The 22,363-nt window shown below is 70.5% G+C and carries 21 protein-coding genes; 2 read left to right on the top strand and 19 right to left on the bottom strand.

Translation table 11 applies throughout. The annotated features are described in order from the left end of the window. The 6 genes from ABR571_RS15250 to ABR571_RS15225 form a co-directional block, all read right to left on the bottom strand. Window positions 1-1,953, bottom strand: a 1,953-nt coding sequence (locus ABR571_RS15250; RefSeq protein ID WP_409454056.1) for a glutamate synthase central domain-containing protein, incomplete at its 3' end; no start/stop codon positions are given. Between the two features lie 235 nt (window positions 1,954-2,188). Further along, window positions 2,189-3,538, bottom strand: a complete 1,350-nt coding sequence (locus ABR571_RS15245; protein ID WP_409454055.1) for a hypothetical protein — start codon at window positions 3,536-3,538, stop codon at window positions 2,189-2,191. A 54-nt stretch (window positions 3,539-3,592) separates the two neighbouring features. Then, window positions 3,593-5,920, bottom strand: coding sequence for a [protein-PII] uridylyltransferase (locus tag ABR571_RS15240; protein ID WP_409454054.1), 2,328 nt, complete (start codon window positions 5,918-5,920; stop codon window positions 3,593-3,595). Further along, the gene (locus tag ABR571_RS15235) at window positions 5,895-6,233 is read right to left on the bottom strand and encodes a P-II family nitrogen regulator (RefSeq protein ID WP_409454053.1); all 339 of its coding nucleotides are present in this window, start codon (window positions 6,231-6,233) and stop codon (window positions 5,895-5,897) included. The genes ABR571_RS15240 and ABR571_RS15235 overlap by 26 nt, the downstream gene beginning before the upstream one ends. After that, a complete protein-coding gene (locus tag ABR571_RS15230; RefSeq protein WP_409454060.1) occupies window positions 6,230-7,615 on the bottom strand; it encodes an ammonium transporter in 1,386 nt (461 codons plus the stop codon). Before ABR571_RS15230 ends, ABR571_RS15235 begins: the two co-directional genes overlap by 4 nt. Before the next feature lie 164 nt (window positions 7,616-7,779). Then, on the bottom strand, window positions 7,780-7,986 hold the full coding sequence (locus tag ABR571_RS15225; RefSeq protein WP_409454052.1) for a hypothetical protein: 207 nt from the start codon (window positions 7,984-7,986) through the stop codon (window positions 7,780-7,782). A gap of 66 nt (window positions 7,987-8,052) precedes the next feature. On the opposite strand from ABR571_RS15225, the gene ABR571_RS15220 reads away from it, so the two are divergent. Both ABR571_RS15220 and ABR571_RS15215 read left to right on the top strand, forming a co-directional pair. Next, window positions 8,053-8,253: a hypothetical protein gene (locus ABR571_RS15220; RefSeq protein ID WP_409454051.1), complete on the top strand. Its 201-nt coding sequence runs from the start codon at window positions 8,053-8,055 to the stop codon at window positions 8,251-8,253. A gap of 122 nt (window positions 8,254-8,375) precedes the next feature. Continuing rightward, window positions 8,376-9,149 carry a MerR family transcriptional regulator gene (locus ABR571_RS15215; RefSeq protein WP_409454050.1) on the top strand — a complete coding sequence of 258 codons (774 nt, stop codon included), beginning with the start codon at window positions 8,376-8,378 and terminating at the stop codon, window positions 9,147-9,149. Window positions 9,150-9,229: 80 nt separating this feature from the next. Here ABR571_RS15215 and ABR571_RS15210 read toward each other — a convergent pair whose 3' ends face one another. The 13 genes from ABR571_RS15210 to rsmD all read right to left on the bottom strand — a co-directional run bounded on the left by ABR571_RS15210 (window position 9,230) and on the right by rsmD (window position 22,353). After that, window positions 9,230-10,417 (bottom strand): glycine C-acetyltransferase, encoded by a 1,188-nt coding sequence (locus ABR571_RS15210; protein WP_409454049.1) that lies wholly within the window; start codon window positions 10,415-10,417, stop codon window positions 9,230-9,232. 1 nt (window position 10,418) lies between these two features. Then, window positions 10,419-11,450 carry an L-threonine 3-dehydrogenase gene (gene tdh, locus ABR571_RS15205; RefSeq protein ID WP_409454048.1) on the bottom strand — a complete coding sequence of 344 codons (1,032 nt, stop codon included), beginning with the start codon at window positions 11,448-11,450 and terminating at the stop codon, window positions 10,419-10,421. Between the two features lie 143 nt (window positions 11,451-11,593). Then, window positions 11,594-12,751, bottom strand: coding sequence for a signal recognition particle-docking protein FtsY (gene ftsY, locus ABR571_RS15200; RefSeq protein WP_409454047.1), 1,158 nt, complete (start codon window positions 12,749-12,751; stop codon window positions 11,594-11,596). Between the two features lie 91 nt (window positions 12,752-12,842). Beyond that, window positions 12,843-13,835, bottom strand: coding sequence for a L,D-transpeptidase (locus ABR571_RS15195; protein WP_409454046.1), 993 nt, complete (start codon window positions 13,833-13,835; stop codon window positions 12,843-12,845). 82 nt (window positions 13,836-13,917) lie between these two features. Continuing rightward, on the bottom strand, window positions 13,918-17,505 hold the full coding sequence (gene smc, locus ABR571_RS15190; protein WP_409454045.1) for a chromosome segregation protein SMC: 3,588 nt from the start codon (window positions 17,503-17,505) through the stop codon (window positions 13,918-13,920). Window positions 17,506-17,635: 130 nt separating this feature from the next. Beyond that, window positions 17,636-17,821: a hypothetical protein gene (locus ABR571_RS15185; protein ID WP_409454044.1), complete on the bottom strand. Its 186-nt coding sequence runs from the start codon at window positions 17,819-17,821 to the stop codon at window positions 17,636-17,638. A gap of 216 nt (window positions 17,822-18,037) precedes the next feature. Next, on the bottom strand, window positions 18,038-18,931 hold the full coding sequence (gene mutM / locus ABR571_RS15180; RefSeq protein ID WP_409454043.1) for a bifunctional DNA-formamidopyrimidine glycosylase/DNA-(apurinic or apyrimidinic site) lyase: 894 nt from the start codon (window positions 18,929-18,931) through the stop codon (window positions 18,038-18,040). 9 nt (window positions 18,932-18,940) lie between these two features. After that, a complete protein-coding gene (gene rnc / locus ABR571_RS15175) occupies window positions 18,941-19,663 on the bottom strand; it encodes a ribonuclease III (RefSeq protein WP_409454042.1) in 723 nt (240 codons plus the stop codon). A gap of 20 nt (window positions 19,664-19,683) precedes the next feature. Beyond that, the gene (gene rpmF / locus ABR571_RS15170) at window positions 19,684-19,863 is read right to left on the bottom strand and encodes a 50S ribosomal protein L32 (protein WP_409454041.1); all 180 of its coding nucleotides are present in this window, start codon (window positions 19,861-19,863) and stop codon (window positions 19,684-19,686) included. Window positions 19,864-19,868: 5 nt separating this feature from the next. Then, the gene (locus tag ABR571_RS15165; protein WP_409454040.1) at window positions 19,869-20,327 is read right to left on the bottom strand and encodes a YceD family protein; all 459 of its coding nucleotides are present in this window, start codon (window positions 20,325-20,327) and stop codon (window positions 19,869-19,871) included. A gap of 211 nt (window positions 20,328-20,538) precedes the next feature. Continuing rightward, entirely contained in the window at window positions 20,539-21,264 is a 726-nt protein-coding gene (locus ABR571_RS15160; RefSeq protein WP_409454039.1) for a hypothetical protein, read from the bottom strand. A gap of 13 nt (window positions 21,265-21,277) precedes the next feature. Beyond that, window positions 21,278-21,793 carry a pantetheine-phosphate adenylyltransferase gene (gene coaD / locus ABR571_RS15155; protein ID WP_409454038.1) on the bottom strand — a complete coding sequence of 172 codons (516 nt, stop codon included), beginning with the start codon at window positions 21,791-21,793 and terminating at the stop codon, window positions 21,278-21,280. Next, a complete protein-coding gene (rsmD, locus tag ABR571_RS15150; RefSeq protein WP_409454037.1) occupies window positions 21,790-22,353 on the bottom strand; it encodes a 16S rRNA (guanine(966)-N(2))-methyltransferase RsmD in 564 nt (187 codons plus the stop codon). Before rsmD ends, coaD begins: the two co-directional genes overlap by 4 nt. Window positions 22,354-22,363: the final 10 nt, after the last annotated feature.

Genomic DNA, 22,363 nt, shown 5'->3' with positions numbered 1-22,363 from the left:
GTGCTGGTGGACCGCGGACGTCAGCAACAGCGACGGGATGGGCGCGTGGTCGGGATCGCAGTCGCGGTCGGACAGGATGAGGATGCGGGCGCCGGCCTCGACCGCGGCCGAGCACTCGCGCCGCACCCGCTCCAGGGCCGCGGCCAGCGCCTCGCCGCCTCCGTGGACGCGGAACCGTCCGTCGATCAGCTGGCACCGGAAGCCCGGCATGTCCCCGTCGGCATTGATGTGCCAGATCTTGGCCAGCTCATCGTTGTCGATGACGGGCCGCGGGATGACGATCTGCCGGCACGACGCCGGATTGGGTGAGAGCAGGTTCTGCTCCGGGCCGATGCCGCCGGCCAGCGAGGTGACCAGCTCTTCGCGGATCGCGTCCAACGGCGGGTTGGTCACCTGGGCGAACAGTTCGGTGAAGTAGTCGAAGAGCATCCGGGGACGCTTGGACAGCACCGCGAGCGGAGTATCGGTGCCCATCGACCCGATCGGCTCGGCACCGGACGTGGCCATGGGCGCGATCAGCACCCGCAGCTCCTCCTCGGTGTAACCGAAGATCTGCTGCCGGCGGGTGACCGACTCGTGCGTGAACACGACGTGATCACGAGCGCGCAGGTTCTCGAGGTGCATCAGGCCGGCGTGCAGCCACTCGTCGTACGGGTGCTCTTCGGCCAGTTCGGACTTCATCTCGTCATCGGAGCGGATCTCGCCGCGCTCGGTGTCGACAAGGAACATGCGTCCCGGCTGGAGACGGCCCTTGGCGACGACGGTCGCCGGGTCGAGGTCGAGCACGCCGGACTCGCTGCCCAGCACGACGAGCCCGTCGGAGGTCTGCCACCAGCGACCGGGACGCAGGCCGTTGCGGTCGAGCACTGCACCGATGAGTGTCCCGTCGGTGAAGTTGACGCAGGCCGGCCCGTCCCACGCCTCGATCAGGCAGGAGTGGAACTCGTAGAAGGCGCGGCGCTTCGGGTCCATCCCAGGGTTGTTCTCCCAGGCTTCCGGGATCATCATCAGCACCGCGTGCGGGAGGCTACGGCCGCCGAGGTGCAGCAGCTCGAGGACCTCGTCGAAGGACGCGGAGTCGCTGACCTCGGGCGTGCAGATCGGGTACAGCCGCTTGAGGTCGCCGGGGATGAGGTCGGTCTCGAGCAGGGCCTCGCGGGTCCGCATCCAGTTGCGGTTGCCGCGGATGGTGTTGATCTCGCCGTTGTGCGCGATGTAGCGGTAGGGATGGGCCAGCGGCCACGACGGGAACGTGTTCGTCGAGAACCGGCTGTGCACCAGGCCGATGGCGCTCTCGAAACGCGGGTCGGTCAGGTCGGGGAAGACGACACCGAGCTGGTCGGTCGTGAGCATGCCCTTGTAGACCAGCGTGCGGGCCGACAGCGACGCGAAGTACAGCTCGACCCCCGCCTCGCGGGCGCGCCGCTCGGCCACCTTGCGCAAGGCGTAGACCCGGCGGTCGAGTTCGATGCCGCCCTCGCCGGGTTCGCCGGCGACGAAGAGCTGGCGGAACTGCGGCATGACGCTGCGGGCAGTCGGCCCGAGCCCGTCGGCCTGCGTCGGCACGGCCCGCCAGCCGAGGACGGTCAGTCCCTCTTCGGCGGCGACTGCCTCGACGAGCCCGACCGCCTGCGTGGCCGACGCGTCGTCGACCGGCACGAACGCGTTGCCGACGGCGTAGGTGCCGCGCGGCGGCAGGTCGAAGCCGGCCACCGCCCGCAGGAACGCGTCCGGCACCTGGACCGTCATGCCGGCGCCGTCGCCCGAGGACGGCTCAGCGCCGGCGGCCCCGCGGTGATCGAGGTTGTGAAGGGCGGTCAGCGCCTGCTCGACGATCCGGTGCGACGCCCGTCCGTGCAGATCGGCCACGAACGCGACGCCGCAGGCGTCGTGCTCGAACCGGGGGTCGTACAGGCCTTGGGCCTCGGGCACGGCGGAGAACGGACGCGTCATGCGTACTCCTGTCGTGGGCGATGTTGGCGTTTCTCAGCTTCCAACGGGAGTTCGACAGTGGACTCCCGCCGGGACGACATCGGCCCGCGCAGCTGCTCCTAGGTTACCGGCACGTTTCGCAAGCCTGCACCGAGTTGCGTGTGAGCAACGTCAAACCCCCTTTGCATCCGTATCCGTCGCTAATTCGCGGTCCCACCGCCGAGTCAGCGGCGGGTACGGGTGTGAACCGAGGGACTCACCAGCTGCCGCCGCCGTCGCCGCCTCCGCCACCCCAATCGCCACCGGCCCCGCTGTCGCCCCAACCGCCGCCGTCACCCCAGTCGCCGCCGCCGCCGCTGTCGCCCCAGCCGCTGCCGTAGTCGTTGCCGCTGCCGTTGTCGCCGGCGTCCTCACCGGCGTTGTAGCCCGCGTCGTAGCCGGTGCCGTACCCGGCGTCGAAACCGCCCCAGCCACCGCCGAACCCGCCGAACCCGCCGGTGAGGACGCTGCCGAGCAACAAGGTCTCCCAGAACGGCACGCCGTACCAGCCGCCGGGCACTCCGTAGCCGCCGCCGTAGTAGTACGGCGCGCCCGGCCGGTAGTCGGGGTAGCCCTGGAAGGTCTGCCCCTGGACAGTGACCTCCTGCGGCTGGTTGAGCTGGTCGCCGGTGCCCTGGGCGATGGGCGGCAACTCCGGTCCCGGATCGAGCCCGAGCGCCGTCCGGGCCGTGCGGGCGGCGTACAGGCCTTCGAGCGTCGTCCGCCGGGCCTGCGCGTACTTCTCCAGGGAATCGGCCGTGGCCAGCTGCCCACCGGCCGACCTGAACCGCTCGCTCGCGTCGGCCATCGCCTGGCGGGCTGTTGCGTTGCTGCCGGGGTTGATGGTGTTCACCTCGTTGGCGAGCCGGTCGTAGTACGGAGTCACCTGCGCGCGGGCATCGGAGAGCGTCCGTGCGGCGCGTTCCCGGGCGCGCCGGCGGCGGGAGTGCACGTAGTAGGCGACGCCGGCGATGAGCAACAACAGCAGGACGAGCAGCACGGTCCCGGTGTGATCGGACCCCTTCGAGTGGCCGGACCCGCTGGTCGAGCCACTGCCGGTGTCGGTGTTCCCGCTCGATGAGTTGTCACAGCCGCCGGAGGCGCTGGGCGCCTTGCGCACCGCGGCGGCGAAGTCGATCACCGTGCTCGTCACGTCGTCCGAGGACTGCAGTTGGGAACGGTTGCTCTCGACGGCGTTGTCGATTGCCGTGGCCGCGCCGCAGTGGGAGCTCGACGCCGTGCCGTAGCTGTGGCCTTCGAAGACCAGGACGGTGAGGCCCTTCTTGTCCGGATCCAGACGCTGCCCGATCGACCGGGCGACCGACACTGGGTTCGGTCCGCCGGTCGGCAGGATCGCCACCTTCACCTCACCGAGGGTGTCCTCGCCGAGCTTTGTCTTGTCGATCTTGGGCGCATCGGCGCCGACGTACACGGAGGCGCTCCTCAGCGCGCTGACCGCGTCATCGCTCGGGTCGGCCTGCGCGCAAACCGCGAAGGGCACGGTCAGCGCTACGGCGCCCGCCACGAGCACGGCCAGCCGCTGCATCGGTCCCTCGACGGTGCGCATGCGGGCAGTCTCACCGCCTGCGCGCGGGACGAAACCGTCAGTCGATGACGGGGCTCACCGAGGCCAGGCCGAGCGTAACTCGGTCTCGAGCGCCGGACGCGCCTCTGGTGGGATCGGCTTCCCGTCGCGGTCGGTGACGTAGAAGGCGTCGACGACCGCGCCTGCGACCGACGAGACCCGCGCCGACCGGACGTCGAGACCGGCCCGTTCCAACGCCGCGGTGATCCGGAACAGCAACCCGATCTCATCCTCGCCCCGGAATTCGATGACGGTCGCGTCCGTGGCGTCGTCGAACCACAGGAGGGACGGACGCCGGTGGGCGGCTCCCGGCGGGCGGCGCGAATACGTCCGCTCCTTCTCGGCCAGCTTCTCGGCCAGGCCGAGCTCGCGCTTCAGGGCACGGGCGAGATCGCTGCGCACGAGCACCGGGTCGGGCATCTGCCCGAACCGCGGCTCGACGACGAAGCGGTTCACCGCCATGTGGCCGTGTGTGCGGATCGACGCCTCGCGGATGTCGAGCGCGTGCAGGGCCAGGACGCCGACGCTGCGGTACAGCGTGCCGGTCTCGTCCGGTGCGGCGATCACGACCTCGCCCGGGCGCACGACCACGGCCAGCTCGCCGCGCTCGGCCAGCTCGCGCCGCTCGTCGTCCAGCGGCGCGGTCGCGGGTTGCCGGCTGCCGTTCGCGGCGGCCCGCGACCGGGCGACCAGGTCGGCGATGAGGGCCGCCTTCCAGTCACTCCACGCGGCCGGTCCGGTGGCAGCTGCGTCGGCGACGGCGAGAGCGTGCAGCAGGTCCAGCAGCTCGGACGAGTCGCCCACCGCTTCGCGCACGATGGTGATCGTCATCGGGTCGTCGAGGTCGCGGCGGGTAGCGGTGTTGGGCAGCAGCAGGTGGTGGCGGACGAGGCCGACGATCATCGCGTGGTCGACGCCGGAGTAGCCCATCCGCTCGGCTATCACGGCGGCGTGCTCGGCGCCGCTCACCGAGTGGTCAAAGCTGGGGAAGCCCTTGCCGATGTCGTGCAGCAGCGCGCCGACGAGCAGCAGGTCGCGCCGGTCGACGTCGCCGTCGTGCTCGGCGGCCGCCGCCGCGGTGCCGAGCAGGTGCCGGTCGACGGTGAACCGGTGCACCGGATTGTGCTGCGCCCGGCAGCGCACCGCGTCCCATTCGGGGATCAGGGCAACGAGCAGTCCGGCCTGATCGAGGGATTCCAGGACCGGGATCGCCGGTTGGCCGGCACCGAGAACGGCCAGGAAGTCATCGAGCACCGGTTTGGGCCACGGCCGCGGCACCGGTGCCGACTCCGACGCCAGCCGTTCGAGCGCGAACGGCGCGATCGGCAGGTCGTGCTCGGCGGCGGCGCGAGCGACGCGCATGGTGAGCCCGGGATCCGACCACGGGTCGGCGTCGCGAGCCAGCACGACCTCGCCGTCCTGCTCGACGACGTCCTTGGCCAGCCCGACGCGCTCCGGGCCGGGCCGGACGGACCCGAACAACCGGCGGCGCGGAGCCCGGGCCTGCGTCGACTCGATCCGCCGCCATGCGAGGTCGAGAGCGTGCGCGATCGAGCGGGCGGCTTCGTTGACCCGGCGCAACAATGCGTCCCGCCCCTGCTCACGGTCGGTGTCGACGAAGCCGAGAGCGGCGGCCACGCCGTCCTGCTCCTGCTGGCGCAGGACGTCCTCGGCCCGGCCGGCCATGCGCTGCAGTTCACCGCGCGCGTCCAGCAGCACCGGATACGCCTCGCGCACCCAGACCGGATAGTCGACGAGCTGGGCCGCGGCGAGGGCGTGCAGCGCCTGCGCGTCGCGCAGCCCACCGCGCGATTCCTTCAGGTTCGGCTCGAGCAGGAAGGCCGCCTCACCGGCCAGGCCCCACCGCTCCCGCGAGATCGCCTTCATCTCCGGCAGCCGCTTGACCGCGGTCGACCGCCAGACGTCGAGAACGCTGCCGCGCACGCGCCCGGTGAGGCCAGGGTCACCGGCGATGTGCCGGATGTCGAGCAGCCCGAGGAGCGCCTTGAGGTCGTCCTTGGCGACGCTGACGGCTTGCTCCGGTGTGCGGACGGAGTGGTCGAGGGACAGCTTGCTGTCCCAGATCGGGTACCAGATGGCGTCGGCCAGCTTGGCCAACCCGGCGACCTTGCCGTCGTGCAAGAGGACGAGGTCGAGGTCGGAGTGCGGCGCCGGCTCGCGCCGGCCGAGTCCGCCGACAGCGACCAGCGCGACGCCGTCGCGCGGCTCGAGCACTCCGCGCAGCCACTCGTCGTACCCGTCGGACAGTTCCTGGCGGAGCGGGGCCCCGACGAGCCCGGGTCGGCGCAGAACGCCGGCCCGGAACTCGCGGAGCGACTCAGATGGCGTCGGCGTCGCGTTCACCGGTGCGGACCCGGACCAGCGACTCGACCGATGTCACCCACACCTTGCCGTCACCGATCTTGCCGGTGCGCGCCGCCTCGACGATGGCCGAGACCAGCTTGTCCACGTCACCGTCGCCGACGATCACCTCGATCTTCACCTTCGGCACGAAGTCGACGGTGTACTCGGCGCCGCGGTAGACCTCGGTGTGACCGCGCTGGCGGCCGAAGCCCTGTACCTCGCTGACCGTGAGGCCCTGCACACCGAGTACCTCGAGCGCCGCCTTCACGTCGTCGAGCTTGAACGGCTTGACCACTGCCGTGATCTGCTTCATGCGAGAACACCTTCCTTGGTGGCAACCGCACCGGTGTGGCTGCCGAACTGGCCGGACGTGCCCACGCCGCCCCAGTCGTAGGCCGACTCTCCGTGCATCGCGGTGTCGAGGCCTTCGACCTCCCACTCCTCGGGAACCCGGTTCTTGATGAAGATGTTGATCACGTAGCCGATGATCAGCGTCCCGACGAAGGAGAATATCGTCACCGCACCGGCGGCCAGGAACTGGTGCAGCAGCAGGTTCCAGCCCCCGAAGTGGCCGCCCCCGCCGTACAGGATGCCGTCGTTGCCCAGCGAGTTGGTGCCGGTCGTGCTGAAGAAGCCCACCGACAGGGTGCCGATCCACCCGCCGACGAAGTGAACACCGACGACGTCGAGCGAGTCGTCGTAGCCGAACTTGTTCTTCAGGCTGATGGCGAACGCGCAGAGGAAGCCGGCGATGAACCCGATGAAGATGGATCCCATGGGGCTGACCCAACCGGCACACGGCGTGATCGCGACGAGCCCGGCGACGGCACCGGACGCGGCACCCAGCGCCGTCGACTTGCCATAGCGCAGCTTCTCGGCGACGAGCCAGCCGAGCAGGGCGGTGGCCGTCGCGGTGTTGGTGTTCACCCACGCTGCGCTGGCGACGCTGTCGGCGCCGAGTTCCGAGCCGGCGTTGAAGCCGAACCAGCCGAACCACAGCAGCCCGGCGCCCAGCAGGACGAACGGGATGTTGTGTCCGCGCATCTGCTCCTTCGGCCAGCCCTTGCGCTTGCCCAGCACGATCGCCATGGCCAGGCCAGCCGCACCCGCGTTGATGTGCACGACGGTTCCACCGGCGAAGTCCTCGGCGAAGAAGTGATTGCCCGGCTCGATGGCCGAGCGGTTCAGCCAGCCGTACGCGTCGAAGACCCAGTGGGCGACGGGCGCGTAGATGACGATCGACCACACGGCCACGAACGTGACGAACGCGCCGAACTTCCACCGGTCGGCCGTCGAGCCCGTGATCAGCGCGGGCGTGATGATCGCGAACGTCAGTTGGAACGCGACGAAACACAGCGTCGGGATGAGCTGGGCGCTGCCGAGCGTCGGTACCTCGTCGGCCATGTGCCTCAGGAAGACGAAGTGCAGATCGCCCAGGTACTTGCCGTCACCGCTGAATGCCCAGGTGAACCCGATGAGGATCCAGGTGACGCTGACGACGCCGATGGCCGCGAAGTTCTGCAGCAGCATCGTCAGCGCGTGCTTTGCGCGGACCATGCCGCCGTAGAAGAAGGCCAGCGCCGGCGTCATGAGCAGCACGAGCGCGGATGACGCGAGGATCCACGCCGTCGCGCCCGAGTCGATCTGCTTGTCGGGCAGCGGAACGTACTTCACTGCCAGATCGCTGGCGAGCATGAGGTGCGACACGTAAGGCTTCCCCTCGTCCGGATAGGTCCGATGGCGCTTCCCCGGAGGGGAGCGCTCAGGTCGCCGTCAGCGTCGTGTTGCGGTGTTACGCGAATGCGCAGGCCACGTTTCAGACATGTAACCAACCGCGGGGTCCGCCTGTGAGCTGTCGCTCAGGCCGGTCGACAAACCACCCAGATGCCCGTCAACTCGCCGCCCGCGACGTCGTAGCCGACTCGGGCGACGACATGGGGCACGTCGGCGAGCCGGACGTTCTCCCCGACTCGCGGAACGTGCGGCGGGTTGGTCAGCCGGCCCAGGGGGCGATTGTCCTCGCCGACGAAGGTCAGCACGACGGGATCGCGCCAGAACGAGGCCACGCAGCGATACTGCCAGGTGCGGAGCGGACGCAGGCTGACCCTGAGCTCGGACGCTACTGTCGGCGCGTGAACACCTGGTTCGAGTACCGAACCGCCTGGGCGGCGAATCCCTGGTTGCTCGCTTACGCCTGCGTGGTCGTCGCCGCCCTGCTGCTGTCGATCGTCGGCACGGTGCTCGGCGGCGGCCCGCTCGCCCTGCTGTTCATCCCCGCCCTGGCCGGCGCCTACGTCCACCACCTGCTGGTGATGAAGCGCCTGAAGCGCTGACGTCCCACGGAGTCCCACCCAAGTTGTCCATGCCTCGCCACACCATGACGTGGGCAAGCGCGGGCAACTCGGCAGGAAATCAGGTTTGCACCTCACGCGACGTCAGGTTGCACAGTTGTCGCATGACCAGCCAGACGTACTCCGTGGGCGAGCTGGCCGAACTCGCGTCGGTGTCGGTGCGCACCCTGCACCACTACGACGCCATCGGCCTGCTCCGCCCGACGGAGCGGACCGCCGCCAGTCACCGCCGTTACGGCTCGCCCGACCTGGAGCGGCTGCGCACGATCCTGTTCTATCGCGCGCTGGACTTCGGGTTGGACGAGATCGCGGCGATGCTGGCCGATCCCGGCCGCGGCACCGACGCACCCCTGCGCAACCAGCACCGGATGTTGCGCGAACGCATCGGGCGGCAGCAGGACCTGCTGGACGCACTCGAGAAGGAGATGGAGGCCAGGCAGATGGGCATGTCGCTGACACCGCAGGAGCAGTTCGAGGTCTTCGGCACCGACAAGGTCAGCACCGACTGGGCCGATGAGGCGCGGGAAAGATGGGGCGAGAGCGACACGTACAAGGAGTCCCAACGCCGCACGACCACGTACACGAAGGTCGGCTGGGTCCGGTTGAAGGAGGAAGGGGACGAGGGGTTACGTGCCTTCGCTGCGGCCTTCCGGGCGGGGACGCCGCCCTCCAGTGCGCTCGCCCGCGAACTGGCCGAGCAGCACCGGCGCTACATCACGCGGTGGTTCTACGACTGCGGCTACGACCAGCACCGGGGTCTGGCTGAGATGTACCTCGCCGACGAGCGGTTCCGGGCCGCCTACGACGCGGTCGTACCGGGACTGGCGCAGTACGTCTCGGCCGCGATCCTCGCCAACTGCGACGCCGCCCTGTCCTGACTCCGCTTTGCACCTTTCAGGGTGGTAAAACGGCCCGCTGAGCAGCCCTGAAAGGTGCAAAGCGGGAAGTGGGGCGACGGTCAGCCGGTCACTTTGTCGCGCGCAGCGACGAACGCGCTAACGCAGGTCGCGACGTCGTCTTCAGAGTGCGCCGCGGACAGCTGGACGCGGATGCGCGCCTTGCCGTGCGGCACCACCGGGTAGCTGAAGGCGATGACGTAGACCCCCGAGTCGAGCATGGCGTCGGCAACCCGGCCGGCCACCGCGGCGTCGCCGAACATCACCGGCACGATCGGATGCTCGCCGGGCAGCAGGTCGAAGCCGGCCTCGGTCATCAGCCGGCGGAACAGCGCGGCGTTGGCGTGCAGCCGGTCGCGTTGCGCTCCCCCGGACGCCGCGAGTTCGATGGCCGCCATCGAGCCGGCGACCACCGACGGGGCCACGGCGTTCGAGAACAGGTAGGGACGCGCGCGCTGCCGCAGTAGTTCGACGATCTCGGCCCGCGCGCTCACGTACCCGCCGGACGCACCACCCAGCGCCTTGCCCAGCGTGCCGGTGTTGATGTCCACCCGGTCCTGGACCCCGAACAGTTCCGGCGTTCCAGCGCCGGACGGCCCCATGAACCCGACAGCGTGCGAGTCGTCGACCATGACGAGCGCGTTGTACCGGTCGGCCAGGTCGCAGATCTTGTCCAAGGGGGCCAGGTAACCGTCCATCGAGAAGACGCCGTCGGTGACGATCAACCGGCGCCTCGCGTCGGTCGCCGATGTGCGCAGCGTGTTCTCGAGATCCACCATGTCCCGGTTGCGGTAGCGCAGCCGCTTGGCCTTCGACAGCCGGATGCCGTCGATGATCGAGGCGTGGTTCAGCTCGTCGGAGATCACCGCATCGTGCTCGTCCAGCAGCACTTCGAACACGCCCCCGTTGGCGTCGAAGCAGGACGAAAACAGGATGGTCGCCTCGGTACCGAGGAACTGCGACAGCCGCTGCTCGAGCGCAGTGTGCTGGGTCTGGGTGCCGCAGATGAAGCGGACGCTGGCCATTCCGAAACCCCAGTCGTCCAATGCCTGGCGGGCGGCCGCGACGACGTCCGGGTGATCGGCCAATCCGAGGTAGTTGTTCGCGCAGAAGTTCAGGACCTCGTTCCCGCCGGCCCGAACGTGCGCCGACTGCGGTGACGCGAGCTCGCGCTCGTGCTTGTAGAGCCCGGCTTCGCGGATCTCGTCCAGCGTTCCGCGCAGTCCGTCGCGCACTGTTCCGTACGCCATCTCAGAGCTCCGTCCAGTCGAGAACGACCTTGCCGCACTGTCCGCCGCGGGCCGTCGCGAAGCCCTCGGCCCAGTCCACCGCGCTGAACCGATGGGTGATCACCGCCGAGATGTCGAGGCCGGAGCGCAGCATTGCGCTCATTGCGTACCACGTCTCGTACATCTCGCGGCCGTAGATGCCCTTGATCGTGATCATGTGGCTGACGACCTTGGCCCAGTCGATCTCGATCGGGGTGCTGGGCAGGCCGAGCATGGCGATCCGGCCGCCGTGGTTGAGGTTGGTGATGATGTCGGGCAGGGCGGCTGGATGGCCGCTCATCTCGAGCGCGACGTCAAAGCCTTCGACCATGCCCAGGCGCTTCTGGGCCGAGGCGACCGACTCGCTCGAGACGTCGAGTGCGAGGTCCACGCCCATCGAGCGGGCGAGCTCCAACCGGTACGGCGACACGTCGGTGATCACGACGAACCGCGCGCCGACGTGCCGGCAGACCTCGGCCGCGATGAGTCCGATCGGGCCGGCGCCGGTGATCAGCACGTCCTCACCGACGAGCGGAAACGACAGCGCGGTGTGCACCGCATTGCCGAACGGATCGAAGATCGCGCCCAAATCAGGATCCATCTGCGTGTGGTGCACCCAGACGTTCGACTCGGGCAGGACGACGAACTCGGCGAACGCTCCGTCGCGGTTGACGCCGACCGACGACGTCCGGATGCACAGGTGGCGCCGCCCGGCCCGGCAGTTGCGGCAGGTGCCGCACACGATGTGCCCCTCGCCGGAAACCAGGTCGCCGACCCGGACGTCGCGGACGTCGGCGCCGATCCCGACGACCTCGCCGCAGAACTCGTGGCCCGGGATCAGCGGCGCATCGACGGCTCCCGCCGCCCACGCGTCCCAGGACTCGATGTGGAGATCGGTCCCGCAGATCCCGGTGCGCAGGACCCGGATCTTGACCTCGTGCGCAGCGGCCGACGGCTCCGGGCGCTCGACGAGCTCGAACCCCGCCGCCGCGCTCGGTTTGTAGAGGGCAAGCATGCCGCCCATCATGCCGGGCAGCCCGCGCCCGCGGCGCGACCCCGGCTGGACCGACGAGCCGAAGCGACGAAGGAGCGAGCGAGGAGGGAAGCCGGGGTCTTCAGGCGCCGCGGCCCGGCGCGAGGGACGAAGTCCCCGAGCGCCTATCCAAGGAGAGCGTCGACGAACTGCTCGGGATCGAAGGGCGCCAGGTCATCGGCGCCCTCGCCCAACCCGATCAGCTTCACCGGCACGCCGAGCTCGCGCTGCACGCTGATGACGATGCCGCCCTTGGCCGTGCCGTCCAGCTTGGTCAGCACGATGCCGGTGACGTCGACGACCTCGGTGAACACCCGCGCTTGAGTCAGCCCGTTCTGGCCGGTGGTCGCGTCGAGCACGAGCAGCGTCTCGTCGACCGGGCCCTGCCGCTCGACCACCCGCTTGACCTTGCCGAGCTCGTCCATGAGGCCGACCTTGGTGTGCAGCCGTCCCGCGGTGTCGATGAGGACGGTGTCCACCTCGCGCTCGGTCCCCTGTTTCACCGCGTCGAAGGCGACCGAGGCCGGGTCCCCGCCCTCCGGCCCGCGCACGGTCTCGGCGCCGACCCGCGAGCCCCACGTGGCCAGCTGGTCGGCGGCGGCGGCGCGGAAGGTGTCCGCCGCGCCGAGCAGCACTGTGCGGCCGTCGGCCACCAGCACCCGCGCCAGCTTCCCGCACGTCGTGGTCTTGCCGGTGCCGTTCACGCCGACGACCATGACCACGGCCGGACGGTCGCTCGTCGGCGTCGAGTGCAGTGTCCGGTCGAGGTCGGGCTGCAGCGCCGCGACGAGCTCCTCGGCCAGCAACGCCCGCAGCTCGCCCTGTGAGCGGGTGCCCAGCACCTTCGTGCGGGTGCGCAGCCGGTCGACGATCTCCGTGGTGGCACCGAGGCCGACATCGGCAGTCAGCAGCGCCTCTTCCACCTCGTCCCAGGCGTCGTCATCGAGCTTGTCGCGCGACAGTACGGACAGCAGCCCCCGGCCGAGCGAGCTCTGCGAACGGGCGAGGCGGGCGCGCAGCCGAAGCAACCGGCCAGCGGTCGGCTCGGGGACGTCGAGTTCGGGTACGGCAGGGGCGGAGGGAGCCTCAGTCGCTACCGGGGCTTCTGGCGGTACTTGGACGGCGGTGCCGACCGAACTCGCGGCGCCTTCCGCCTCCCCACCGATGCGCGGCGGCGGCGGGGGGACCTGGAGGCGGCCGGATCGCCGTCGGGGCACGACCAGGGCGGCGCCCAGCACGATCGCGAGGACGACAACGGCCAGGGCGATATAGAGGTAGACCACGCCTTCATCCTGTCAGCCGGAATAGGGCCGCACGAACGACGCTGCCCCCGGCCGACGGCCGAGGGCAGCGAGAGGTCCTCACACCGAAGCGTCAGGCGGTGGTGGACACCAGGCCGCCGGACTGCCACGTCCCCCAGTTGATGTTCCAGTCGCCGTACCCGGCGCCGAGCTGCATCGAGGGGCCGTTGGCGTTCGGGTACTCGACGACGTCGCCGACCTGGAGGAACCCGTAGAGCCGCTGCGCGTCGCTGGGCAGCAGGTTGGTGCAGCCGTTGGACGAGTCGACTCCGTGGGTGATGTTCGAGATGTTCCACGGCGCGGAGTGCAGGTACTCACCGCCATAGGTCAGCCGCTGCGTGTACTTGACGCCGCACTCGTGATAGCCCGGGCCCGACATGCAGATGCTGCGACCCTTTTCCATGATCACCTTGATGCCGTGGGCGGTCGGTGTGCGGTTTGCGCCGAGGGAGACCGGGAATACCCCGTAGCTCCTCCCGTCGGTGGTCACCGTCATCTTGTGCGTGGCGTCGTCGACCGTCGAGATGTTCCGCGCGCCCGTTGAGAAGTCGAGGGTGAGGCTGTCGTCGAAGGCGAGTCCCTTGCCGGCCGACAGCCCCTTGGCCGGGATCGTCACGTGGACGGTCGCGTGCGCCGGCCAGTACGCCTGCGGGCGCCAGTGCGCCTCGATCGGGTAGCCCCGGTAATAGCTCGAGGTCTCGAAGTACCACGCACCGTTCAGCGGCTGCCCGTTCACCGTGGTCTTCGTGGCGTTCTGCAGGGCCTTGCCGCTCGTGATCCGCTTGGAGAAGAACGCGATGATCGGCATGCCGACGCCGTAGGTCGAGTTGTCGCTGTTGAGCAGCTTGATGTGGACGGGCGCCGCCGCGGGGGCGGTGGTCGACGCGACGGTCGAGCTGGCGCCCGAGGACGAGACGCTGGTGCTGACCGAACCGTTCGCGCCGGTCCTGGTGACCGTCCGCGTGGCGGGAGATCCTCCCGAGGAGCAGGCGCTCACTAGCAGGCCGACAGTGGTCGTCAGGCCCAGAACCAGGCGGGTCGACCGCGACGAGAAAGGTTTGTACACCCCACCACGGTAGGCGAACCCCGCCCTGGGGCACCAACCGGCGAATTGATGTCACAGGCAGGCAACCCCCGCGGAGGAGCCCTCAGACGACCTCCCGCAGCCGCTGGCTGATGACCTGGGTCACCCCGTCGCCACGCATGGTCACCCCGTACAGCGCGTCCGCGATCTCCATCGTCCGCTTCTGGTGGGTGATGAGAATGATCTGGCTGCTCTCCCGCAGCTGCTCGACGAGGTCGAGCAAGCGGCCGAGGTTCGTGTCGTCGAGCGCCGCCTCGACCTCGTCCATGATGTAGAAGGGGCTGGGCCGGGCCCGGAAGATCGCCACGAGCAGCGCGACAGCGACCAGCGAGCGCTCCCCGCCGGACAGCAGAGACAGCCGCTTCACCTTCTTCCCCGGCGGCCGGGCCTCGACATCGATGCCGGTGAGCAGCATGTCGTCCGGTTCGGTGAGGACGAGCCGTCCCTCACCGCCCGGGAAGAGGGCGGCGAACACGATCTCGAACTCGCGAGCGACGTCGTTGTAGGCGCTGGTGAACACCTCGAGGATCCGCTCGTCGACCTCCTTCACGACGGTCAGCAAGTCCCGCCGCGTCTGCTTGAGATCCTCGAGCTGCGTCGACAGGAACTGGTGCCGCTCCTCGAGGGCGGCGAACTCCTCGAGCGCCAGAGGGTTCACCTTGCCGAGCAGAGCGAGGTCGCGCTCGGCCCGCGCGGCTCGCTTCTCCTGGACAGCGCGCTCGTACGGACCGGGCCGGGGGGCGACGACGTCCTCACTGCGCTCGCGGGCCTGCTCGTACTCCGCCGTCTCGATCGCGCTCGGCGGGCACGGCTGGTCGGGCCCGTACTCGGCGAGCAGAGTCTCGACCTCGACGCCGTACTCCTCGGCCGAGCGCGCCTCCAGTTGCTCGATCCGCAGCCGCTGCTCGGCGCGCATCACCTCGTCGCGATGGACGGCGTCGGTCAGCCGGGCCAGCTCGTCGGCCAGCTCACGGATCCGGACACGGACCGTGGTCAGCTCGGCCTCGCGCCCGGTCCGGGCGCGTTGCACATCGTCGCGGGCAGCGGCGGCGGCGGCGACGGACTCGCCGATCCGGCTCAACACCTGCCGGGCGGCATCGCGGACCTCACCGGCAACCACGGCGCCGCGAGCGCGTGCCTCGCGCGCCTCTTGCTGGCGTCGACGGGCGGTGCGTTCGATCTCGGCCGCACGAAGCAGCTGATCGGCCCGCCCGTGCATGGCCCGCACCCGCTCCTCGCCGGTGCGGACGGTGAGCCGGGCCTCCATTTCGGCCTGCCGCGCCGCGCCGACCTGGAGCTGCAACGCGTCGCGATCGGCGGTGTCCGGCTCGTCCGGCTCGCCGGCCGACGACTCAGCCAGCTGGAGCCGCTCCTCGAGCTCGGCCAGCCCGGTGAGGTCGCGATCCCGCGCGTCGTCGACCTTGGCCCGGGCCCCGTCCATGCGGGCGGCCTCGGCCGCGGCCGAGCTGGCGACCTGGCCCAGCTGGGCCAGCCGTTCGGCCACCGCCGAGAGCTTGGCGTCGGACTCGTGCAGCGCCTCGAGCGCGATCTCGACGTCGTTGCGCTTGGCGGCCGACTCGGCCCGCGCCGCGGCCAGCTCGGCGTGCAATCGCTCGTGACGGGCGGCGGCCTCGTCGGCACGTTGGCGCGCCTCGTCGACGGCTGCGCTGATCTCGATGGCCGACGGGGCCGACGACGACCCGCCCGCCGACCAGTGCGCGCCCAGCACGTCACCGTCCGGAGTGACGGCGCGGACGTCGGGATGATCAGCCACCAGGGCGGCGGCGGCGGCGAGGTCGGCGACGATGGCCACCCGGTCCAGCGCCGACGCGACGCTCCCGCGCAGCCCGGCCGGCGCCTGGACGACGTCGACCGCCCAAAGCCCGCCGGGCGGCAGCGCCGGCAGCGACCGGTCGGCCGCCGTATCGGTCCGGGCCGCACCGACCAGCAGGCCGGCGCGGCCACCGTCCTCGGCTTTCAGGATCTCGAGGGCCTGGACGGCGTCGCCGAGCGAGTCGACGGCCACCGCGTCGGCGAGCGTCCCCAGGGCCGCCGCCACGGCAGCCTCGTGTCCGGGCGCGACGGTCAGCAGATCCGCGACCGATCCGAGCACACCGGGCAGGCGGGGACCGGCGGCGAGCAGCGCGGCCGTGCCGTCCTTGCGGGTGAGACCGACGACGAGGGCGTCCGCGCGGGCGGTCCAGGTGGACCGTTCCCGCTCGGCCTCGCGCTCGGCCGCGGTGAGCTCGCGCACCTTCGCCTCGATGGCCCCGAACGCCGCCACAGCGTTCTCGTGACGGGTGTCGAGGCCCAGCTCGCCGGCGTCGAGCATGCCGACCTCGGCCTGGACCCGAGCCAGCTCGGCCTCGGCCTGCTCGGCCCGTTCGCGGGCGTCGGCGGCGGCGGCCGACAGCCGCTCGCTCTCGTCGCGTCCGGCCGTCGCCCGGGTCCGAAGCGCATTGACCTGTCCGGCCAGCTTGGCCAGGCCCTCACGCCGGTCGGCCACGGCGCGCACCGCGGCGACCACGGCGCGTTCGGCGTCGACGAGGCGGCGTTCCAGGGCCTGCCGTTGGCCGACGACCTCGGTCAGCGCAGCGTGTGACGCGTCGAGTTCGGCCTGCAGCCGGTCCTCGTCCTGGCGCACCTCGGCCGCCTCGGCCTCCATCGCCTCCGGGTCGCGCCCAGTGCGCACCTCCTCGGGTTCGGCCGACAAATGGCGCGCGCGCTCTGCAGCGAGCGACGCCGTCCCGCGGAATCGTTCCTCGAGCGCCGACAGGCGGTACCAGGTGTCCTGAGTTCGGGCCACGAGCGGCGCGTCGCCTGCGAGCTGCTGCTCCAGCGCGGCCTCGCGTTCGCGGGCTTCCTCGAAGGCCGTCTCGACCTGGGTGCGGCGGGCCCGGATGGCCTCTTCGTCGGCGACCTCGCGTTCGAGCTCGGCCCGCAGCACGAGGAGGTCGTCGGCGAGCAGGCGCAGCCGCGAGTCCCGGAGCTCGGCCTGCACGCCGGCCGCCCGGCGGGCGATCTCGGCCTGCTTGCCCAACGGCTTCAACTGGCGGCGTAGCTCGGCGGTCAGATCGGTGACCCGGGTGAGGTTAGCCTGCATTGCGTCGAGCTTGCGCAGCGCCTTTTCCTTGCGCTTGCGGTGCTTCAGGACGCCGGCCGCCTCTTCGATGAACCCGCGACGCTCCTCCGGACGGGCCTGCAGGACGGCGTCGAGCTGCCCCTGCCCGACGATGACGTGCATCTCGCGGCCGATGCCGGAATCGGACAGCAGTTCCTGGATGTCGAGCAGCCGGGCGCTCTCGCCGTTGATCTCGTACTCGCTGGTGCCCTCGCGGAACATCCGCCGGGTGATCGACACCTCGGTGTAGTCGATCGGGAGCGCGTTGTCGGTGTTGTCGATCGTCAGCGTGACCTCGGCCCGGCCCAGCGGGGGGCGGCCGGCGGTGCCGGCGAAGATGACGTCCTCCATCTTGCCGCCGCGCAGCGCCTTGGCGCCCTGCTCGCCGAGAACCCAGGCGATGGCGTCGACGACATTGCTCTTGCCCGAGCCGTTCGGGCCGACGACGGAGGTGATCCCCGGCTCGAAGCGCAGGGTGGTTGCCGATGCGAAGGACTTGAAGCCCCGCAGCGTCAGCGACTTGAGGTGCACGGAACTCCTGGATCAGCGCATGTCAGCACGGTTCGGCGCGGTCCGAGCGGCGCAACGACGCCGGCCGGAGTGATGCCGCACCGAACCTACCCTGCGAGGACGGCGACGCCGAGAGGGCGCGACGTGCAGGTCAGGCCAGCGCTGGTTCGGACGCCTCGGCGATCCGATGCAGCTCGAGGTCGAGTTCGGCGCTGCCTTCCCGCAACCGGGTCACCTCTGCCTCCAGCTCCGTGACTCGGCGGCGCAGCCGCGCGATCTCGAATGCCAAAGTATCTTGTCCGGGCGAACCGACGTGTCCCATCAGGGCGCGTGCCATGTGGCGACCCTTCATTTCCCCTGTGTGTCCCGGGCTTCGACGGATGGTGCCCGCTGGCCCTGGACGCTGCCATTGTGTGACGCAGGCGGGAGGGCGCCGAATCCGGCTGTGGATCCCGATCCGATGTACCCCGGATCAGGGCCCCTGCGCCGGCCAGGCGAGGCTCCCGTCGGTCGATCCATGGTCTCACCGAGGTAACGGCCCGGTCAACTCCGCCTATCGGACATTCGGTCGGCGCGGGAGACGCTGGCACGTCGGGCAGAAGAAGCTCGAACGGTTCATGAACGACGCCCGGCGGACGGGCGTCCCACACCGCGGACACGGCATTCCCTCCTTCCCGTACACGGCCAGGGACCGGTCGAAATACCCGCTCTCGCCGTTGACATTCACGTAGAGGGCGTCGAACGACGTCCCGCCGGCCGACATGGCGTCGGCGAGGACACCGCGAACCTCCTCCAGCAGCCGGGCGACGACCGGCCGGGTCAGCGCGCCGGTTCGCCGAATGCCGTGCAGCCGGGCACGCCACAGGGACTCGTCGGCATAGATGTTGCCGATCCCTGACACCAGCGACTGGTCGAGGAGGGCCCGTTTCAGCTCGGAGTCGCGCCGCCGCAGACGGGCGGTGAACAGCGCGTCGTCGAAGTGCGGGTCGACCGGATCGCGGGCGATGTGCGCTATCTGCTCCGGGATCGACTCCTCGGGCCGGTCGGCGGCCGGAACCAGGCGGTCCAGCAGGACACCGCCGAAGGTCCGCTGGTCGACGAAGCGCAGCTCGGACCCGCCGTCGGTAAACCGGACCCGCACGTGCAGGTGCTTCTCGTCCGGCGCGTCCGGCCGCTGCACGAGCAGCTGCCCGCTCATGCCCAGGTGGGCGATGAGGCTCTCGCCGCGTGCTCCCTCCGGCCCGGCGAGCGGCAGCCACAGGTACTTCCCGCGACGCGAGGCCGCCTCGACGGTGAGCCCGGCGAGACGCGCGGCCAGATCGGGGCCGCCGCCGAGATGGCGCCGGACCGCGCGCGGGTGCCGCACCTCGACGGAGGCGACGGTGCGGCCGGCGACCCAGCGCTGCAGCCCGAGTCGGACGGTCTCGACCTCAGGAAGTTCGGGCACGGACGGCGTTCAGCGAGCGACGGAGTCGCGGCCGGAGATCGTCCGCCACGCCGTCTCGGCCGCCAGTTGCTCGGCCTCCTTCTTGCTGCTGCCCGACGACGCGGCGAACAGCTCGCCGGCCACCTGGGCCTGCGCGGTGAAGGTCTTCTCGTGATCGGGGCCGGCCGCGGACATGACGTACTCGGGCACACCGAGGCCGCGCTCGGCGGTGAGTTCCTGCAGGCTGGTCTTCCAGTCCAGGCCGGCGCCGGCGGTGGCCACGTCCCCGAGCAGTTCGTCGAAGAGCTGGTGAATCACCCGGGCGGCAACCGGGAGCCCCAGTTGGAAGTACACCGCGCCGAGGATCGCTTCGAGCGTGTCGGCGAGGATGCTCGCCTTGTTGCGGCCGCCGGTCGCCTCTTCGCCCCGTCCGAGGAGGACGTAGCTGCCCAACCCTTCGGGGCCGACGGTGCGGGCGACGCCGGCGAGGGCTCGCATGTTGACGACGGACGCTCGCAGCTTGGCCAGCCGGCCCTCGGTGAGGTCGGGATGTGCCCGGTACAAGGTGTCGGTGATGACGATGCCGAGCACGGCGTCGCCGAGGAACTCCAGCCGCTCGTTGTGCGGGAGGCCGCCGTGCTCGTAGGCGTAGGAGCGGTGGGTCAGGGCACGACGCAGCAACTCGGCGTCGATCTCGACGCCGAGTGCCTTGGCCAACCCTCTCTGGTCAGCGAGCTCGGGTGTTCCCTGCATCGGTACGGAGCCGCACGGGCTCAGACCGCCAGGACCTGCTTGCCGTCGTACTGGCCGCAGTTGGAGCACGCCGTGTGCGGCAGCACCATCTCGCCGCAGGCGCGGTTCGGGCAGCGCACGAGCGTCGGCGCCGACGTCTTCCACTGCGATCGGCGGGCTCGGGTGTTGCTGCGCGACATCTTGCGCTTCGGAACGGCCACGTCGTCTACTCCTGACTAGTTGAACTGTTGGTGCGCTGGTCGGGCGAGCCGCCGGCGTCGGTGAACTTCGCCAGCGCCGCCCAGCGGGGGTCGAGCAGGTCGTGCGTGTGCCCGGCCGGCAGATCGTCCAGCCGCTGCCCACAAGTGGGGCAGAGACCGGCGCAATCAGGCCGGCACAGCGGCGTCCACGGCAGGCCGAGGACGACCGAGTCACGCACCACCGGTTCGACGTCGAGGCGGTCGCCGTCGATCCGATGGATCTCGTCCGCCTCGGTCGTCTCGTCAGTGACGCTGTCCGGATAGGCGAACAGTTCACAAACGTCGACGACCAGCTCGTCGGAGATCGGGTCGAGGCACCGCCCGCACTGACCGGTGAGCGGGGCCGTGACCGTGCCCGTGACGAGCACGCCCTCGGTGACCGACTCCAGCCGAACATCCAGTGCGAGCGGAGCACCTTCCGGCACTCCGATGAGATCAAGTCCGAGCCCCGCAGGCGCGGGAACAGAACGCCGATAATCCTTCAGGCACCCCGGTCCGCGGCCCAGTTCGCGCAGGTCGAATAGGAACGGACTGCGCGGAGTGGTGTGCGGCTGGGGCATCGGTGTGGTGTTCTCGAGCATGCGAAGACGAACCTGGTCGGGTTGAGACCGTCGTCCAGCCTACCCAGCGGGGGCCTCAGGCCGAAATCGGCGCTCGCTCGTCGCCCTCGCGGGGGCCGTCCGAGGTCCACGCGCCGGCCCGCCGCTGGCGCAGCGCGGTCCGGCCCTGCTCGGCCGTGGCGGCCGCCTTGTGCAGGACGGCCGACAGCTCGTCGAGGGTGCGCTCGGCGTAGTTCTCGGCATCAGCAGTCAGCTTCGTGGCGTAGCGCTCGGCCTCGGTACGGGCCTCGGCGGCGTACCGGTCGGCGTCGGCCCGGATCTCGGCGTCGTAGCCCTGAGCCTGGCTGCTGAGTTGGGCCTGGTAGGCCTCGGCGTCCTCGCGGAGAGCGGCCGAGGCGGCGGCGGCGGCCTGGTGCACCGCGGTGGCCGACACCAGCCGGCCGTGCTCGGCCTGGGCGGCGGCGACGATTGCGGCGGCCTGCTGGTCGGTGTCGGCGAGGACCGCCTCGGCACGGTGCCGCGCGTCGGCCAGAACCGCGTCGCCGTCGGCCACGGACCGCTCGCGCAGCTCGGCGGCCGCGGAGTAGGCGTCCTTGAGCACACGGTCGCGGGTGGCGATGACCGTGCGCGCCTCGTCCATCTCCGGGGGGAGGACCTCGCGCAGCTCGTCCAGCAGGTCGAGGATCCGCTCGCGCGGCAACACGCAGGACGCGGACATCGGGACGGCACGGGCCGTCTCGACGATCTCGATGAGTTCGCTCAGCAGTTCGTCCGTGCGCCGCAGGGCCTCGTCGGTGCTCATCCGTAACCCCCGCCTAGCTCGTCGCGCTGTTGCGCTCCTTCAGCATCTTCAGGACGTTCGGTGGAACGAGCGAGGAGACGTCGCCGCTCCACTTCGCGATCTCTTTGACCAGGCTAGAGGCAAGGAAGCTGTATTCCGGGTTGGTCGGCATGAACAGCGTGTCGACCCCGGCCAGGCCCCGGTTCATTTGCGCCATCTGCAGCTCGTAGTCGAAGTCACTGACCGCACGCAGGCCCTTGACGATGACCGGGATGTCGTGGGCGCGGCAGTAGTCGACGACCAGGCCCTCGAACGTGTCGATGGTGACGTTGGGGTAGGCGGACGTGACCTCGAGCAGCATCTCGCGGCGCTCGTCGACGCTGAACAGCCCGGACTTGGACTGGTTGACGAAGACCGCGACGACCACCTCGTCGTAGAGGCTGGCGGTACGGCCGATGATGTCGATGTGGCCGTTGGTGACCGGATCGAACGACCCCGGGCACAGAGCCCGGCGGACCTTGGCGGTGCCGTCTGCGGCGGGCGGTTTCATTGTCGGCGACCGTACCAAAGGACGCCCTCGCCGTAGCGCCGGTCGCGAATCGGTGTGATCCCGGTCGGCCAGTCCGGACCGGCGCCCCGCGCGGACCGCTCGACGACGACGACGGCGTGCTCGGCGAGGTGGTCACCGTCGACCAGGCTGGTCAGCAGGGCGCCGAGTGCCGCGTCGTCCAGTGCGTACGGCGGATCGGCGAAGACGAAATCGAAGCGGGCGTCTTCCCGGGCCTCGCGTGCGCCGTCGAGGAACGCGGCCACCGGGCGGCGCACGACGGTGGCGCCGGGCAGGCCCACCGCGTCGACGTTGCGGCGCAGGACGTCGAGGGCCGCGCGGTCGGATTCGACGAACACCGCCTCGGCCGCCCCCCGTGACAGTGCCTCGAGGCCGACCGCTCCGGTGCCGGCGAACAGATCGAGCACGCGGATCCCGTCGAGGTCCAGGAGTGCGGCCAGCGAGTTGAACAAGGCCTCGCGGGCGCGGTCGGAGGTCGGCCGGGTGGCGTCGGCCGGCGCGGCCAGCCGGCGGCCCTTGGCCAACCCGGCGACAATCCTCATGGGTCGACCC

Source organism: Jatrophihabitans sp., from assembly GCF_046262535.1.
Taxonomy (GTDB): Bacteria; Actinomycetota; Actinomycetes; order Mycobacteriales; family Jatrophihabitantaceae; genus Jatrophihabitans.
This window is presented reverse-complemented; position numbering and strand designations above follow the sequence as displayed.

What these genes read in the sequence shown, in the direction of transcription:
- ABR571_RS15245 (WP_409454055.1), bottom strand. Translation starts at nt 3,538, where the DNA reads ATGCGCACCGTCGAGGGACCGATGCAGCGGCTGGCCGTGCTCGTGGCG.
- ABR571_RS15235 (WP_409454053.1), bottom strand. Translation starts at nt 6,233, where the DNA reads ATGAAGCAGATCACGGCAGTGGTCAAGCCGTTCAAGCTCGACGACGTG.
- ABR571_RS15230 (WP_409454060.1), bottom strand. Translation starts at nt 7,615, where the DNA reads ATGCTCGCCAGCGATCTGGCAGTGAAGTACGTTCCGCTGCCCGACAAG.
- ABR571_RS15215 (WP_409454050.1), top strand. Translation starts at nt 8,376, where the DNA reads ATGACCAGCCAGACGTACTCCGTGGGCGAGCTGGCCGAACTCGCGTCG.
- ABR571_RS15210 (WP_409454049.1), bottom strand. Translation starts at nt 10,417, where the DNA reads ATGGCGTACGGAACAGTGCGCGACGGACTGCGCGGAACGCTGGACGAG.
- tdh (WP_409454048.1), bottom strand. Translation starts at nt 11,450, where the DNA reads ATGCTTGCCCTCTACAAACCGAGCGCGGCGGCGGGGTTCGAGCTCGTC.
- ABR571_RS15185 (WP_409454044.1), bottom strand. Translation starts at nt 17,821, where the DNA reads ATGGCACGCGCCCTGATGGGACACGTCGGTTCGCCCGGACAAGATACT.
- rnc (WP_409454042.1), bottom strand. Translation starts at nt 19,663, where the DNA reads ATGCAGGGAACACCCGAGCTCGCTGACCAGAGAGGGTTGGCCAAGGCA.
- ABR571_RS15160 (WP_409454039.1), bottom strand. Translation starts at nt 21,264, where the DNA reads ATGAGCACCGACGAGGCCCTGCGGCGCACGGACGAACTGCTGAGCGAA.
- coaD (WP_409454038.1), bottom strand. Translation starts at nt 21,793, where the DNA reads ATGAAACCGCCCGCCGCAGACGGCACCGCCAAGGTCCGCCGGGCTCTG.
- rsmD (WP_409454037.1), bottom strand. Translation starts at nt 22,353, where the DNA reads ATGAGGATTGTCGCCGGGTTGGCCAAGGGCCGCCGGCTGGCCGCGCCG.